Source organism: Streptomyces sp. NPDC030799 (assembly GCF_055572255.1).
The window spans coordinates 1-15,037 of sequence record NZ_JBVIDS010000019.1 but is presented as its reverse complement, the minus strand read 5'-3'; the positions used below and the strand labels follow the sequence as shown (position 1 = coordinate 15,037).

Sequence of the window (15,037 nt, the reverse complement as noted above, 5' to 3'; positions counted from 1 at the left end):
TGCTCGTGACCACCTACAGGGTCAGGGACAGCAGCACCGGTGCCGCGTTGCGGTTCAGGGTCTCCGCCGCCTGCCTCAGCCGGTGGGCGTGCTCCACGGGAAGCGACAGCGCCAGGCAGCCCACCGAGGAACCCGCCGTGATCGGGACCGCCGCGCAGACCGTGCCGACCGCGTACTCCTGGAGGTCCAGGACCGGCACCGTCGGCGGCTGGGACTCCAGGCGGGACAGCAGCAGCTTGTCGCTGGTGATGGTGCGCGAGGTGAGGCGCGCCATCTTGTACCGGGACAGGTGGTCGCGGCGGGCGTTGTGGTCCAGCTGGGTCAGCAGGCTCTTGCCGACCGCCGTGGCGTGGGCGGAGCAGCGGAAGTCGACCCACTCGTTGACCGCCGGGGTGGTGGGCCCGGCCGCGTACTGGGTGACCTTGACCTCCCCGTCGACGTACCGGCTCATGTAGATCGCCGCGCCGACCGAGTCGCGCAGCCGGTCCAGGGTGTGCTGGAGCTTCTCGTGCAGGGCCCGCTCGCGGTCGTGCGCGGAGGTGAGGCGGCGCAGGGTGTCGCCGGTGACGTACGCCCCGTCGGTGATCTGCTCGACATAGCCCTCGCGGCGCAGCATGCGCAGCAGGGCGGTGAGCCGCTCGGGGCCCAGGCCGGTGTGGCGGGCCAGCTCGGTGTCGGTGACGCCGGCGGAGTGGCGGGCGACGGTCTCCAGCACGCGCAGCGCGTCCTGGGCGGAGTGGTACGGGGCGGTAGGCTCGTGCATCAGCGCCACGGTGGTCCCCCTGCGCTCGCCTGTCGGTGGCCGCGAGATCCGGTTGGCGGATCGCTTCCACGATAACGGGCAAACCCCCTGGCGGGAGAGGGGGTTGGCGAGATTGTTCCGCCCGCCCGCCCCTCCCAACTGCGGCGCAGATCCCCTGTCATATGCCGAAGACATGACCCACCGGTCGGACCTCGGTGTCTTCCCCCTTCCACGCCCCGTAGTCACAGCACCGCGCTGAGGAATTCCCGGGTGCGGTCCTGCTCCGGGTCGGTGAAGATCTTCTCCGGGGGGCCCGACTCGATCACCCGGCCGCCGTCGAACATCAGCACCTGGTCGGAGATGTCGCGGGCGAAACCCATCTCGTGGGTCACGCAGAGCATCGTGATGTCCGTGCTGCGGGCGATGTCCCTGAGCAGGTCGAGCACGCCCGCGACCAGCTCCGGGTCGAGCGCGGAGGTCACCTCGTCCAGCAGCAGCACCCGTGGCCGCATCGCCAGCGCCCGGGCGATCGCCACCCGCTGCTGCTGCCCGCCGGACAACCGGGTCGGCCTCACGTCGCACTTGTCGGCCAGCCCCACCAGGTCCAGCAGCTCCCGGGCGCGTTCCTCGGCCTCGTCCTTGGACATGCCGAGGACCTGCACCGGGGCCTCGGTGATGTTGCGCAGCACGGTCATGTTCGGGAACAGGTTGAACTGCTGGAACACCATTCCGATCTTCTTGCGGACCTCCCGGACCTGCTTCTCCGGCGCCGGGAACAGCTGCTCCCCGTCGACGGTGATCGTGCCCTCGTCCGGCTTGGTCAGCGTCATCAGGAGTCTGAGGATCGTGGTCTTGCCGGATCCGGAGGGGCCGATCAGGGTCACGTGCCTGCCCGCGGCGACGGTGAAGTCCAGGTGGTCGAGCACGGTGTTCGCGCCGAACCGCTTGGTGACGTTCGCGAGGCGGATCAGCTCGCCCGGCTGGGCGTCGGTCAGGGGCGGCTGCGGACGGGTCTCAACGGACAAGGCGTCGCTCCAGGGCTCGCAGGAGAAGGGAGGCCAGGTAGGAGATGAGGATGAAGGCGGCACCGATCACGGTGATCGGCTCGGTGAACTGGAAGTGCTGCTGGGAGAAGAGCCGGGCCTGCTGGAGCATCTCCGGCACGGTGATCACCATCAGCACCGGTGTGTCCTTGAGCATGGCGATGACGTAGTTGCCGAGCGCGGGCACCACCCGGCGGATCGCCTGCGGCAGGATCACCCCGGTCCAGGTCCGGCGCCGGGGCAGGTTCAGCGCGGTCGCCGCCTCCCACTGACCGGCCGGGACCGCCTCGATACCGGCCCGGTAGACCTGCATGGTGTACGTCGAGTAGTGCAGGCCGATCGCGACGACACCGGTGGTCAGCGCCGAGAAGGTCAGACCCCACTCGGGCAGCACGTAGAACAGGAAGAACAGCTGCACCAGCAGCGGGGTGTTGCGCACGAACTCCGTGACCACCCCGACCGGCCAGCGCACCCACCGGGCCGGCGTCCGCATCAGCAGCGTCCACACCAGCCCGAGCGTGAAGGACACCAGCGAACCGAGGGCGAGGGCCTGCAGGGTGACCAGCAGCCCCTGCCAGAAGGCCGGCATGAAGTCACCGACGGCGTTCCAGTCCCACTTCATGCGGCACCTCCGCCCACGCCCACGCCGCCCGCGGCGCCGACTCCGGTCGTCTGGGCCCGCTTGAGCTCACGCGCCGCCCACTCGGTGCCGGGATCCTTGCCGACCCCGGCTTTCAGCCGCTTCTCCAGCGAGCGCATCAGCCGCGTCAGCACGAAGGCGATCGCGAAGTAGATCAGCAGGATGTACGTGTAGATCTCCGCGCTCTGCTGCAACGCCAGCCGCACCAGGTTCGCGCTGAACGTCAGATCGCCCATGCCCATGACCGACACCAGCGCGGTGCCCTTGAGCAGCTCGATCAGCAGGTTGCAGAAGGTCGGGATCGTCTCCGGCACCGCCTGCGGCAGCACGATCAGCCGCAGCCGCTGCCAGGGCGTGAAACCGAGCGCGACGCCGCCCTCCTTCTGCGCCGGGTCCACCGCGTTGAGCGCGCCGCGCACGATCTCCGAGCCGTAGGCGCCGTACGTCAGGCCGAGCGCCAGCGTGCCCGCCCACATCGGCACCAGCTGCCAGCCGAAGGCGAGCGGCAGCACGAAGTACACCCAGAAGATCATCACCAGTGCCGAGGTGCCGCGGAACACCTCGGTGTAGAAGCCGGCGACGAACCGCACGATCCACAGCCGATGGGTGCGCGCGACGCCGACGACGAAGGACACCGCCACGGTCAGCAGCGCGCTGAACACCAGCAGCTGGATCGTGGTCCAGACGCCGTTGAGTACGAGTTCCCACAGTCCCGAGGTCATCCGCCGCACAGCTCCTTCGCGGTGAGGTCGGTCATCTCGGCCCTGGTGAACCCGAAGGGCCGGAGTATCCGGAAGAGCTCCCCGCTCCTCTTGAGCTTGTGCAGCTCGGCGTTGAAGGCGTCCCGCAGCCTCGTCTCGGTCGGCCGGAACGCGAACGCGCCGCCGTCGACGTGCGGTTTTCCCTTGACCAGCGGCGCGAACGGCGCGGTGGCCTCAGCCCTGCCCGACTTCTTCGCCACTTCCCGCGTGGTGATCGCCGTACCGGCGAAGACGTCGGCCCGGCCCGTCTCGACGGCGTTCAGCCCGGCGACCTGGTCCGGGACGATGAGGATGTCGCCCCGCTCGTACCCGGCCTCGACCGCGTACTGGATGTCGGCGTATCCGGTGCCGGTGGCGAACTTGGCCTTCTTCGCGACGACGTCCTTGTAGGAGTGCAGGCCCAGCGGGTTGCCCTTGCGCACGATGAACGAGTCCAGCATCTGGTAGTCCGGATCGGCGAAGATGACCTGCTGGCAGCGCTCCGGATTGACGTACATCCCGGCCGCTACGACGTCGAACTGCTGCGAGTTGAGCCCCGGGATCAGCGAACCGAACTCGGTCGGCACCGGCTGGATCCGGTTCACCCCGAGCCGTTTGAAGATCACCTTCGCGAGCTCGGGGGCCTCACCGGTGAGATGGCCGTCCTTGTCGATGTACCCGAACGGGATCTCACCGGCGATCCCGAGCCGTACGACGCCCTGCGCGCGCAGCCGTTCGAGCAGGTCGCCGCCCGGCCTGCCGGAGGCCTCGGCCACCCGGGTGCAACCCGCCGCACCCAGCACCCCGAGGGCGGCGAGCCCACCGAGCCCGCCGAGCAGGGACCGCCGGGTGTGTCTGTGTTCCGACCGAATGGTGTGTACGTCGTTCCCAAGTGGTGGAGCCATGGCGGCGCGGCTACCCAAGCGCTCTGCGGCTATGCACCCTGGTTTTCATGGCCGATCGATTCGTCACCGTCTCGCTCGACAAGCGGGACGTGCACTGCACGGCACGACTGCTGACCGACCGCGCGCCGCTGACCTGCGCCGCGGTGTGGGAGGCCCTGCCTCTGACGGGCGACGTCTACCACGCCAAATACGCCCGCAACGAGATCTACGCCCTCTTCCCGCCGTTCGCCTCCACGGAACCCCCACTGGAGAACCCGACGGTCACCCCGATTCCCGGCGACCTCTGTTACTTCACCTTCGCCGGCGCCGAACTCGGCACGAAGGCCTACGGCTACGACCGCGAGGTCCGCCCCGGCACCACGGTGGTCGACCTGGCCCTGTTCTACGAGCGCAACAACCTGCTGCTCAACGGCGACGTGGGCTGGGTGCCCGGCATCGTGTGGGGCCAGGTGGTGGAGGGCCTGGAAGCGATGGCCGAGGCCTGCAACGACCTGTGGCGCAGCGGGGCGGCGGGGGAGACGCTGAGCTTCCGGCGGGCGTGAGGACCGGCCGGTCATCAGGCTCCCCGAACGTCACCGCGCTTCGCGATCTGCGCCGACCTGCACCCCCTGAGCCACGACGCCGGTGACCGGTGCCGCCGACACCACCCCGGCCTCGTACAACGCATGCGCCGCCCGCAGCACCAGGTCGTCCCGATGCCGGGCGGCCGCCAGTTGCATCCCCACCGGCAGCCCCTTCCCGTCCGTCCCCACCGGGACGGTCGCCGCCGGCTGCTGGGTCAGGTTGAAGGGGTAGGTGAAGGGCGTCCAGCCCGTCCAGCGACGGAAGGCCGAGTGCGCCGGCACCTCCGGTCCCGCCTCGAACGCCGTCACCGGCAGCGTCGGCGTCACCAGCAGGTCGTAGCGCTCGTGGAAGCGGCCCATGCGGCGGCCGAGGTCCATGCGGGCGTCCACCGCGGCCAGATAGTCCAGCGCGCTGTACCGGGCGCCCTGGGCGCAGATCTCGCGCAGGCCGGGGTCCAGGAGCCGGCGGCGGTGCGGGGAGAGGCGTTCGGTGAGGCGGGCCGCTCCGCTGAACCACAGGACGTGGAACGCCTCCACCGGCTCGCTGAAGTCGGGGTCGGTCTCCTCGACGTACGCCCCGAGGTCCGCGAGGCGCGTCACCGCCTGCCGGACGGCCGCAGCGACCGCCGGCTGGACCGCGACCTGCCCGCCGAGGGACGGGGAGTACGCCACCCGCAGTCCCCGTACGCCCCCGTCCAGCGCCTTGCGGAAGGGGCCCGGCGCGGGCGGCAGCGCGGACCAGTCACGCGCGTCGGGTGCGGCGATGACGTCCAGGAGCAGGGCCGCGTCGGCCGCGTCCCGGGTCATCGGGCCCGCGTGGGAGAGGGTGCCGAAGGCGCTGGCCGGGTACAGCGGTACGCGCCCGTACGTCGGCTTCAGGCCGAAGATGCCGCAGAACGCGGCCGGGATTCGGATGCTGCCGCCGCCGTCCGTGCCCAGTGACAGCGGGCCCGCGCCGAGCGCCACCGCCGCCGCGCTGCCGCCGCTGGAGCCGCCGGCGGTGCGGGAGGGGTCATGCGGGTTGCGGGTGATGCCGGTGAGCGGGGAGTCGGTGACGCCCTTCCAGCCGAACTCGGGGGTCGTCGTCTTGCCGAGGAACACCGCACCGTGCTCGCGCAGCCGGGCCACCGACGGAGCGTCCTCGTCCCAGGCGCCCTGCTCGGAGATCGTCTTCGAGCCGCGCAGGGTCGGATGGCCGCGCATGAGCAGGAGGTCCTTCACCGTCACCGGTACACCGTCCAGCAGTCCGGCCGGCTCACCGAGCCGCCAGCGCTCCGCCGACTCCCGCGCGCGTGCCAGCGCGTCCTCCTCGGTGAGCCGCACGAACGCGTTCACCACAGGCTGGATGCGCCGGGCCCGCTCCAGGGCCTGTTCGGTCACCTCCACGGGACTGAAATCGCCCTTGCGGTAACCGTCGAGGAGCTGGACTGCGGTGAGGTCGGTGAGCTGCATGCACCCTCCAAGAGGTCAGTGCCCGGGCACGTAGCCACGCTGTTTGTCGACCACGTTCACCAGTGATCTGCCCGCTGCCCAACGGTCGTACAACTCGACGAACTGCGCGCCCAGTTCGTCCCGCCAGCCGATCGTGTCGCCGCTCATGTGCGGGGAGACGATCAGCTCCGGCAGGGTCCACAACGGGCTGTCCCCGGGCAGGGGTTCGCTGGTGAACACGTCCAGTGCGGCGCCCGCGATCCAGCGGCGGGTCAGGGCGTGGGCGAGGGCCTCCTCGTCGACCAGCTGGCCCCGGCCGACGTTCACGAAGAACGCCGAGGGCTGCATCACGCCGAACCGGCGGGCGTCGAACATGCGGTACGTCGCCTCGGTGAGCGGCGCCGCCGCGATCACCCAGTCCGCGCGGGAGATCAGCCGGTCCAGGTCGGCCGGGCCGTGGATGCCGGTCCGCGGCACCCGCCCGACCAGCGCCGTCGTCACACCCAGCGCTTTCAGGGTGCGCACGATCGCCCGGCCGATCGGGCCCGAGCCGACCACGCACGCGCGCGTGCCCGCCACCCGCCGGCCCTCCCGGTGCCGCCAGGTCCGCTCCCGCTGGTGCTCCAGCGTGCGCGGCAGGTCCTTGGCGACCGCCAGCACCAGCGCCGCCACGTACTCGGCGATCGGCTGGTCGAAGATCCCGCGCGCGTTGGTGACCACCGTGTCGGACGCGGCGAGTTCCGGGCACATCAGGTGGTCGACGCCCGCGCTCGCCGTGTGCACCCAGGCCGGCCTGGGCCCGTCCCCCGGCCAGGCCTCGCGGACCGCGTGCGAGGCGAAGTCCCAGACGAGGAGGACGTCCGCCTCCGGCAGCCGCTCGGGCAGGTGCGCGGCGTCCGTGTGCACGATCCGGGCGCGGCCGGTGAGCCGGCCGAGCCGGGGCGGCGGCTCGGCGTCCAGGACGAGGACGGTGGGGAGGGTCGTCATACGGGGCGGCTCCCGGCGTCTGACTGGCGTGACAGGCGTCCGACGTGTGCGGTGACATGCGCGGATTGACCACGCTCGCACCCGAATCTACCTTCGTCAACACGGGCGTACTCGCGATCCGTTGCCCACTCGTCTCCCAGCGTGAGGCCGGTGCCAGCCATGGACGTCTCCTTTCTCGGCGGCCCCCGCCCCCAGCGCGGTGTCGGCGTGGTGGCTCCCTTCGACTTCGCGCTCGACCGCGAGCTGTGGCGCTGGGTGCCCGACGAGGTGTCGCTGCATCTGACCCGCACCCCGTTCGTGCCGGTGGAGGTGAGCCTGGACCTGGCGCGGCTGGTGAGCGAGCACGAGACCCTCGCGGACGCGGTGCGCGCGCTGACCGCGGTCGCGCCCGAGGTGGTCGCCTACGCCTGCACCTCCGGCAGCTTCGTCGGCGGGAGCGCCGGGGAACGGGCGATGCGCGCGGCGATGAGCCTGGCGGGCGCGCCGCCCTCCGTGACCACCTCCGGTGCGCTGCTGGAGGCGCTGGCCGAGCTGCGGATACGACGGGTCGCGCTGGTCACGCCGTACACGGTGTCCGTGACCCGCGCGCTGGAGGACTTCGTCGCCGAGGCCGGTGTGCAGGTCACCGGGTGCGCCTTCATGGGGCTGACCCGGCACATCTGGCAGGTGCCGTACCGGGACGTCGTCGCCATGGCGCGGCAGGCGGTCGTCCGCCCCGGCACCGCCGACGCACTGTTCATCTCCTGCACCAACCTGCCCACGTACGACGTGATCCCCCAGCTGGAGGCCGAACTGCGCATCCCGGTGCTCTCCGCCAACCAGGTCACGATGTGGGCTGCGCTGCGCCGGATGGGTACCCGAGCCGTGGGCCCCTATCAGGCGCTGCTGGACGAGGCCGCGCGTGCCTGGCCCCCGGTACTGCCCGAAGAGACGCAGGAAGGCTGGACATGACCGCACTCGGATTCCTCTACCCGGGCCACTCCGCCGAGGACGACTATCCACGCATCGAGCAGCTCCTGGGCAGCGACATCCGGGTGGACCTGGTCCACACCGACATCGGCGAGGACGCGCACCGGGTGGCGGCGCTGCGCGAGATGGGGTCCGCCGAGCGGCTCGCGGCCGGCATGGAGGGGCTGCGGCTGACCGGTGCCGAGACGGTGGTGTGGGCCTGCACCAGCGGTGGCTTCGTGCACGGCTGGGACGGCGCCCAGCAGCAGGTGCGCACGCTCGCCCGGCTGGCCGGGATGCCCGCGTCCTCGACGTCGTTCGCCTTCGTGCACGCGGCCCGGGAGATCGGGGTGCGGCGGGTCGCGATCGGGGCGACGTATCCGGAGGACGTGGCCGCGCTGTTCGCGGACTTCCTGCGGGCCGGGGGCCTGGAGGTGACCGGGGTGCGGTCGTCCGGGATCATCACGGCCGCGGAGGTCGGCACGTGGGGCGAGGAGGACGTGCTGACGCTGGCGCGCGCGGCCGACGTCCCGGACGCGGAGGCGGTACTGCTCCCGGACACGGCGCTGCACACGGCCGCGCATCTGTCGCTGCTGGAGAAGGCGCTGTCCAAGCCGGTGCTCACGGCGAACCAGGTCTCGGTGTGGGAGGGGCTGAGGCTGGCCGACCGGAGGGTGAACGCGCCCTCACTGGGGAGCTTGTTCACTCGGGAGCCGCTGGTTCAGGTCTAGCACCCGGAGCTCCGCCACGGCCCCCGCCAGGGGGCTCCGCCCCCTGGTCTCCCGTTTCCCGCTCGTCCCACCGGTCCCACCCGTCCATCCCTCTCGGCAGGCCGGGAGGGCGCCGTCACGGAATAAGCGGAGACTGCCTCCTGTTACGCCCCGCAGGACATCCCCCCGCCACGAACAGGAGGCCCACACCGTGCCGGCAGACGAGGCAGACGAGATCCGGGGCACCGCGCACGGCGCCGCCCCCGTGCCCCTCTCCGTACTGGACCTGGTGACCGTCGGCGCGGGCAGTACCGCCACCGACGCCCTGCGCACCAGCGTGGCGCTGTCCCGGCTGACGGAGTCGCGCGGCTTCCACCGGTACTGGGTCGCCGAGCACCACTCCATGCCCGGCGTCGCCTCCTCCTCGCCCGCCGTGATCCTCGCCCACCTCGCCGCCCACACCGACCGCATCCGGCTCGGCTCGGGCGGCGTCATGCTGCCCAACCACGCCCCGCTGGTGATCGCCGAACAGTTCGGCACGCTGGAGGCGATGGCGCCGGGGCGGATCGACCTGGGCCTCGGCCGGGCGCCGGGCACGGACGGCGCCACGGCCGCCGCCCTGCGCCGTACCGACACCCTGAACGAGGGCGCCGACGACTTCCCGCAGCAGCTCGCGGAACTCACCCGCTTCCTCGACGACGACTTCCCCGACGGGCATCCCTACCGGCGCATCCACGCGATCCCCGGCCCCGTGCAGGGCAGCGCCCCGGGCGGCGTGCAGTCCCCGCACCGGCCGCCGGTCTGGCTGCTCGGCTCCTCAGGCTTCAGCGCCCGCCTGGCCGGCATGCTGGGCCTGCCGTTCGCCTTCGCGCACCACTTCTCGGCGCAGAACACCGTCCCGGCCCTGGACCTGTACCGGCAGACCTTCCGCCCCTCCGCGGTCCTCGACGAGCCGTACGCCCTCATCGGTGTCTCCGCCCTCGCCACCGACGACGCGCGTGAGGCCCACCGCCAGAGCCGGGCGGTGGCCCTGAACATGCTCCGGCTGCGCACCGGCCGACCGGGTCTCTTCCCCGACCCGGAGGAAGCCGAGAAGTACGAGTTCAGCCCGAGGGAGGAGGAGTTCATCACCTCCTGGACGGCCAACATCGTGCACGGTACCGCCGACGAGGTCCGTTCGGGCCTGGACGATCTGCACAAGCGCACGGGCGCCGACGAGCTGATGCTGGTCAGCCACGCCCACCGTGGTGAACTGCGGCTGCGCTCCTACGAGTTGATCGCGGACGCCTACGGATTGCCGACCGCGTAGGTCTGCTCGCCGAGGAGTTCGGAGATACGATCCGGCGGCACCGGACGGGAGTACAGCCAGCCCTGGCCGGTGTCGCAGCCGATGCGGCGCAGCCGGGTGGCCTGGGCCGAGGTCTCCACGCACTCGGCGGTGACGGTGATGCCGAGCCGGTGGGCCAGCTGGATCATCGCCTCGACGATGACCTCGTCGGCGGGGTTGGCGGTGATCGCGGGGTTCTTGTCGGCCTCGTACTGGAAGCCGCGCACGAAGGAACCGTCCAGCTTCAGCGTCGAGACCGGCAGCCGGCTGAGGTAGGCCAGGTTCGAGTAGCCGGTGCCGAAGTCGTCGATGGCGATGCGCACGCCCATGTCGCTGAGCGCCTGCAGCGCCTGCAGCGGGCGGCCGGCCGAGCCCATCACCGCCGACTCGGTCAGCTCCAGCTGGAGGAGGTGGGGGGCGAGTCCCGTCTCGGCGAGGATCTCGGCCACGTCGGCCACCAGATCGGAGTCCCACACCTGGCGTACGGCCACGTTGACGCTGACGAAGATGGGCGGTTCGTCGGGGTGGGCCTGCTGCCAGCGGCGGGCCTGGCGGCAGGCGGTGGCCAGCGCCCAGCGGCCGAGCTGCACGATCGAGCCGTCCTCCTCGGCCAGTCCGATGAACCGATTCGGCGTCAGTGTGCCGAACTGAGGATGATTCCAGCGGATCAACGCCTCGACGCCGGACAGGCGTCCGTCCTCCATGCCGACCAACGGCTGGTACTCCAGGGCGAATTCACCCCGTTCGATAGCGGGACGCAGGGTGGAGGACAGGGCCTGACGGGTCATCCGGTGCGCGTTGCGCTCGGGGTCGAACAGGGTCCAGCGGGCCTTTCCGTCGGCCTTCGCCCAGTACAGCGTCGTATCGGCCGCCTGCATCAGACCGGTGGCCGTCGTACCCGCCGCATGCCGCTCGACCACACCGATGGACGCGGTCAACGACAGCCGCTGCCCGGCCAGATCGAAGGGTTCCTCCAGCGCCTTCAGCGCCGACTCGGCCAGTTCGGCGAGCTGTTCGGTGCCGGTGGAGTCCTCCACGAGCAGGGCGAACTCGTCACCGCCGAGCCGGGCCACCAGCGGGGTCACCGCGCGGGCGTAGCCGGCTTCGTCGGCCACCCGGGTCAGGCGCTCGGCGACGGCCGCGAGCAGCCGGTCGCCGACGCGGTGGCCGAGGGTGTCGTTGACGGCCTTGAACCCGTCGAGGTCCAGATAGCACAGGCCGATCCGGCCGGTGCCGCTCTGCTCGTACGACTCCGCCTCCAGCGCGGCCGACAGCCGCTCGAAGAACAGCGTGCGGTTGGGCAACCGGGTCACCGGGTCGTGCATCTGCAAGTGCCGCAGCCGCGCCTGGAGTTCGTGGCGGGCGCTGATGTCGGCGACGGACAGCAGGACCCCTGTCTGCCCGCTCAACGGGGCCACGGTCACCTGCACCCAGACCGAGTGCCCCTCGGGATGTTTCAGCCGGCGGGTGCAGCGCAGCTTCGCCTGCCGGCCGCGCAGCACCTCGCGGTAGGCGTGCCAGCTGCGGGTGTCCGAGGCCAGGTCCACCAGGTCGGCGGCGACCCGCCCGGTGAGGGTGTCCGGATCGGTGCCGAGCAGCTCGCCGAAGGCCGCGTTGGCGCCGGCGACGAGGCCGGCGCGGTCCACGACGGCCATGGCGAGCGGGGCCGTCGCAAAGACACACTGGTAGGTGGTGTGGTCACTGTCTGTAACGGCTGACCGGTCGAGGTCTGCCGCGGGCGTCGGCCCTTCGGACGTTCCGCTCACCGCTCGCTCCCGCAGGTGCACTCGATCGATGTCCGTGCCGGAAAGTGTGCCGATCATAGAGGCTGGCCCCGGGCCCTTCCAGCCGGTGTCCAGTGTCCCGGACCGAACACCGGTTCTGACAGATCGTTTCTGCCCGCGCCTGGGCGGGTTCTTCAGGCCTCCGACCAGTTGTGACGTTCCGTGAGTGTTCCGGGGTGTCGGGCGCCGGAGCGCGCCGGAGCATCAAGGGGGCGCACTCACCCTTGTGGTGCAGGTAAACAGGGCATAACGCACCACACCCCAGCAATCTGGATGCGGGTCCTGCCGAACCGCGTCCGGAGGTCATGCCCGTGCCCATGCTGCGCAGCACCGCCGCCGTGTGCACCACGCTGTCGGCGCTCGCCGCGACGTCGATCCTCAGCGGCCCGTCGGTCGCCGAGCCCTTCTCCACCATCCCCTGCGCCCTGCACCGCACCGACGCCCACCACTCCGAGGGCGTCGACACCTGGAACCCCGACTACGCCCGCCCCACCGGCGTGCTCGACGCCGTGATGGTCTTCCTGTCCTTCCCGGACGCCGCCCCGCGCACCACCCCCGCCCAGCTGGCCGCCGACCACTTCCCTGCCACCAGCCGCTACTTCGAGCAGGCCTCCTACGGCAGGTTCACCCTCCGCCCGCACCCGCTGCAGCACTGGCTGCGCATGCCCCGGCCGTCCACGGCCTACGCCATAAGGCGGGACTGGAGCGTGGAGGACCGGGCCGCCTATCTGCGCGACGCGTTCCAGGTGGCCGACCGGGAGGTCGACTTCTCCCGCTACCGGATCGTGTACTTCGTCGCCGATCCGGACGCGCCCGGCGTCGACTCGGACGCCACGAAGGTCGTGAACCTCGACACGCCCGTGCATGTGGACGGCACGGACGTCCGCCGGGTCGTCACGGTCTTCGAGAAGCACCCGCCGGACCGCCTCGTCCTCGCCCACGAGACCGGCCATGTGTTCGACCTGCCGGACCTCTATCACCGCCCCGTCGACGGCAAGGGCGACTGGGACACCTATGTCGGCGACTGGGACCTGATGGGCAGCCAGTTCGGGCTCTCTCCCGACCTGTTCGCCTGGCACAAGTGGAAGCTGGGCTGGCTGGATCCGCGCCAGGTGATGTGCGTGCACGGCGCGGGGCCGACCCGGCTGACCCTGGAGCCGCTGGAGGCCGGGCCGGGGATCCCGGTGCGGGGCGCGGCGGGCACTCCGGCCTTCGGTCTCGGGCACGGGCTGAAGCTGGCGATCGTGCGCACCGGACCCGACAGCGCCCTGGGCTTCGAGGCGCGCGGCCCTGCCGGCAACGACCGGGCCGGCTGCCGGCAGGGGGTGCTGGTGTACCGGATCAGAAGCGGAGCGGAGTCCGGCGGCGGCCCGGTGGAGGTGGTGGACGCCCACCCGCACACCGAGGGCTGCTGGGAGGACTCGGTCTACCCGCCCCTCGCCGACGCCCCGGTCGCCCTCGGCGAAAGCTTCACCGTGCCCGGGCAGGGCGTACAGGTGGAGGCGGAGGGGAGGACGGCGTCGGGGGCATGGACGGTACGGATCACATCACGCCTCGCCGATTGATCCGGTGCGCTCCGGCCGACGCTCACTGGACCGACCTGATGGGGGTGTGGGTGGCGAAGCCCCCACAACGCGGCGAAGCCGCGCAATAACAGAGATGGCGAGCCAGGTCCGCGTTCTCCGCGGACATGCCTCGCCATCGTCATCGTGCGCCGCCAGGGACTCGAACCCCGGACCCGCTGATTAAGAGTCAGCTGCTCTAACCAACTGAGCTAGCGGCGCCTGCTGACGTCGTAGACCTTAGCACCCTGGTCGGCGGGAGGAAAAATCGATATCCGCACTGCCGCGCGGGCCGCCCGTACGGCCGCCCAGAGCACCACCTCGGGGCCCGGCAGCCAGGGGTGGCGCGTGTCCGGGGCGACCAGCCAGCGGGCGGTACCGGCGCCGTCGTCCCCGGTGGGCGCGGGCACGGTCACCGCGTCGCCCGTGCCGTGGCACAGCAGCGGCGGCACCGCCTCCGTGCGGTTCGAGCCCCACTCCTCCCATGCCAGCAGCGAGGGCAGCCGCTGGGCGGTGCCCGGCGCGGCGAACAGCAGCACGCGGCCCCGGAACACCGCGACCGGCCCCGAGCCCGGGCCGTCGTCCCAGAGCCGGTCCAGCATCCGGCGGCCGAAGATCGCCGGCGCGCTCACCACGTCGAAGACGGTGCCGCAGGGCAGGACGACCGGGGCGTCCGGGCGCTCTTCCCAGAGGGCGAGCGTGCTGCGCGGATACGTTGCCGCCGAGGCGAGCCAGTCGACTCCGTCGGAGGTGACCCGGGTGACGTTCGGTGCGCTGCTCATGCCACCCAGATGTACCGGGGGTGAGCGGGCCGTTCTTCTGAGTTGCCGAAAGTCGGGACAGGGCCGGTGGAGGAGGAGTATCTTGCCCCCCTGGCATATGCCAGATGGGGTTACTCGCGGGCTCGGTGTTGACGCGGGCGCGGGATCACACGGGGTCGGCGGATGTCCGGCCCTCGGTGTTGCCGCGCATCAGGTCCCGCCCGAACTCGACCATCTTCTTCGCGTAGTCCTCGGTCCACTCCGCGCGCTCGGCGATGTCCGCCGGGGTCAGCCGGTCGAACCGGCGCGGGTCGGCGAGCTGGGCCGCGGCGACGGCCTGGAATTCCACGGCCCGGTCGGCGGCCGCGCGGAACGCCTGGGTCAGCTCCGTCGCCCGGGCCAGCAGCGCCCGCGGATCCTCGATCGACTCCAGGTCGAAGAAGTGCTCCGGGTCGGAGGCCGCCTCCGCGGGCTCGAAGATCAGAGGCGCGGGGCGTAGCCGCGGTTCGTTACGACGCGGCGTGGGCTCCGCCATGTCCTGTCTCCTCCTCGTACGGTTCGCTGGGCACCGCCTTCAGGTGGGCCACCGTCCATTGTCCCGCGCGAGCGCAAGGGCCCCTCATGGCCGTCGGCTCACGCGGTGTTTTGCCAGATGCGCCAGCACCGCGTGGTTCGCCTCCCAGCCGTCCGGGCTGTGTTCATCGGCCGCCTGCGGCGGCGTGCCGGACTCCGTCCGGCGGTTGGGGGGGCGGACGCGGAGGTGTGGTGGTGCGGCGCTCCTGGTCCCGGTCATGGCCGTCGGCTCACGCGGTGTTCCGCCAGATGCGCCAGCACCGTGTGGTTCGCCTCCCAGCCGTCCGGGCTGTGTTCATCGGCCGCCTGCGGCGGCGTGCC

The 15,037-nt window shown here is 71.5% G+C and carries 15 protein-coding genes and 1 tRNA gene; 5 read left to right on the top strand and 11 right to left on the bottom strand.

Going from position 1 to position 15,037, the window contains the following annotated elements; genetic code table 11:
* Window positions 1-13: 13 nt before the first annotated feature.
* The 5 genes from ACZ41I_RS37215 to ehuB form a co-directional block, all read right to left on the bottom strand.
* Window positions 14-772 carry an IclR family transcriptional regulator gene (locus ACZ41I_RS37215; protein ID WP_399768693.1) on the bottom strand — a complete coding sequence of 253 codons (759 nt, stop codon included), beginning with the start codon at window positions 770-772 and terminating at the stop codon, window positions 14-16.
* 212 nt (window positions 773-984) lie between these two features.
* A complete protein-coding gene (gene ehuA / locus ACZ41I_RS37210; RefSeq protein ID WP_468516235.1) occupies window positions 985-1,767 on the bottom strand; it encodes an ectoine/hydroxyectoine ABC transporter ATP-binding protein EhuA in 783 nt (260 codons plus the stop codon).
* Entirely contained in the window at window positions 1,757-2,407 is a 651-nt protein-coding gene (gene ehuD / locus ACZ41I_RS37205; RefSeq protein ID WP_363216186.1) for an ectoine/hydroxyectoine ABC transporter permease subunit EhuD, read from the bottom strand. The genes ehuA and ehuD overlap by 11 nt, the downstream gene beginning before the upstream one ends.
* The gene (gene ehuC / locus ACZ41I_RS37200) at window positions 2,404-3,147 is read right to left on the bottom strand and encodes an ectoine/hydroxyectoine ABC transporter permease subunit EhuC (protein WP_468516234.1); all 744 of its coding nucleotides are present in this window, start codon (window positions 3,145-3,147) and stop codon (window positions 2,404-2,406) included. The genes ehuD and ehuC overlap by 4 nt, the downstream gene beginning before the upstream one ends.
* Entirely contained in the window at window positions 3,144-4,070 is a 927-nt protein-coding gene (gene ehuB / locus ACZ41I_RS37195; RefSeq protein WP_399768699.1) for an ectoine/hydroxyectoine ABC transporter substrate-binding protein EhuB, read from the bottom strand. The genes ehuC and ehuB overlap by 4 nt, the downstream gene beginning before the upstream one ends.
* A 47-nt stretch (window positions 4,071-4,117) precedes the next feature.
* On the opposite strand from ehuB, the gene ACZ41I_RS37190 reads away from it, so the two are divergent.
* A complete protein-coding gene (locus tag ACZ41I_RS37190; protein WP_363216183.1) occupies window positions 4,118-4,612 on the top strand; it encodes a DUF3830 family protein in 495 nt (164 codons plus the stop codon).
* 30 nt (window positions 4,613-4,642) lie between these two features.
* Here ACZ41I_RS37190 and ACZ41I_RS37185 read toward each other — a convergent pair whose 3' ends face one another.
* Both ACZ41I_RS37185 and ACZ41I_RS37180 read right to left on the bottom strand, forming a co-directional pair.
* Window positions 4,643-6,085 carry an amidase gene (locus tag ACZ41I_RS37185; RefSeq protein WP_468516233.1) on the bottom strand — a complete coding sequence of 481 codons (1,443 nt, stop codon included), beginning with the start codon at window positions 6,083-6,085 and terminating at the stop codon, window positions 4,643-4,645.
* 15 nt (window positions 6,086-6,100) lie between these two features.
* Entirely contained in the window at window positions 6,101-7,051 is a 951-nt protein-coding gene (locus ACZ41I_RS37180; RefSeq protein WP_468516232.1) for a D-2-hydroxyacid dehydrogenase, read from the bottom strand.
* A gap of 159 nt (window positions 7,052-7,210) precedes the next feature.
* On the opposite strand from ACZ41I_RS37180, the gene ACZ41I_RS37175 reads away from it, so the two are divergent.
* The 3 genes from ACZ41I_RS37175 to ACZ41I_RS37165 all read left to right on the top strand — a co-directional run bounded on the left by ACZ41I_RS37175 (window position 7,211) and on the right by ACZ41I_RS37165 (window position 10,018).
* Entirely contained in the window at window positions 7,211-8,002 is a 792-nt protein-coding gene (locus tag ACZ41I_RS37175; RefSeq protein ID WP_363216180.1) for a maleate cis-trans isomerase family protein, read from the top strand.
* Complete coding sequence (locus ACZ41I_RS37170) at window positions 7,999-8,730, top strand: maleate cis-trans isomerase family protein (RefSeq protein WP_363216179.1); 732 nt, start codon at window positions 7,999-8,001, stop codon at window positions 8,728-8,730. Before ACZ41I_RS37175 ends, ACZ41I_RS37170 begins: the two co-directional genes overlap by 4 nt.
* A 190-nt stretch (window positions 8,731-8,920) precedes the next feature.
* On the top strand, window positions 8,921-10,018 hold the full coding sequence (locus ACZ41I_RS37165; RefSeq protein ID WP_468516231.1) for an LLM class flavin-dependent oxidoreductase: 1,098 nt from the start codon (window positions 8,921-8,923) through the stop codon (window positions 10,016-10,018).
* On the opposite strand, the gene ACZ41I_RS37160 is transcribed toward ACZ41I_RS37165, so the two are convergent.
* On the bottom strand, window positions 9,997-11,802 hold the full coding sequence (locus tag ACZ41I_RS37160) for a putative bifunctional diguanylate cyclase/phosphodiesterase (protein WP_363216177.1): 1,806 nt from the start codon (window positions 11,800-11,802) through the stop codon (window positions 9,997-9,999). The two genes, ACZ41I_RS37165 and ACZ41I_RS37160, sit on opposite strands and share 22 nt — an antisense overlap.
* Window positions 11,803-12,125: 323 nt before the next feature.
* Here ACZ41I_RS37160 and ACZ41I_RS37155 point away from each other — a divergent pair, with 323 nt between their 5' ends.
* Complete coding sequence (locus tag ACZ41I_RS37155; RefSeq protein WP_468516230.1) at window positions 12,126-13,385, top strand: M6 family metalloprotease domain-containing protein; 1,260 nt, start codon at window positions 12,126-12,128, stop codon at window positions 13,383-13,385.
* Between the two features lie 145 nt (window positions 13,386-13,530).
* Here the strand turns inward: ACZ41I_RS37155 and ACZ41I_RS37150 are convergent.
* The 3 genes from ACZ41I_RS37150 to ACZ41I_RS37140 form a co-directional block, all read right to left on the bottom strand.
* Window positions 13,531-13,604 (bottom strand) — tRNA-Lys (locus tag ACZ41I_RS37150).
* On the bottom strand, window positions 13,595-14,164 hold the full coding sequence (locus ACZ41I_RS37145) for a bifunctional DNA primase/polymerase (protein WP_363216175.1): 570 nt from the start codon (window positions 14,162-14,164) through the stop codon (window positions 13,595-13,597). The genes ACZ41I_RS37150 and ACZ41I_RS37145 overlap by 10 nt, the downstream gene beginning before the upstream one ends.
* Before the next feature lie 145 nt (window positions 14,165-14,309).
* Window positions 14,310-14,678 (bottom strand): hypothetical protein, encoded by a 369-nt coding sequence (locus tag ACZ41I_RS37140; protein WP_363216174.1) that lies wholly within the window; start codon window positions 14,676-14,678, stop codon window positions 14,310-14,312.
* Between the last annotated feature and the right edge of the window lie 359 nt (window positions 14,679-15,037).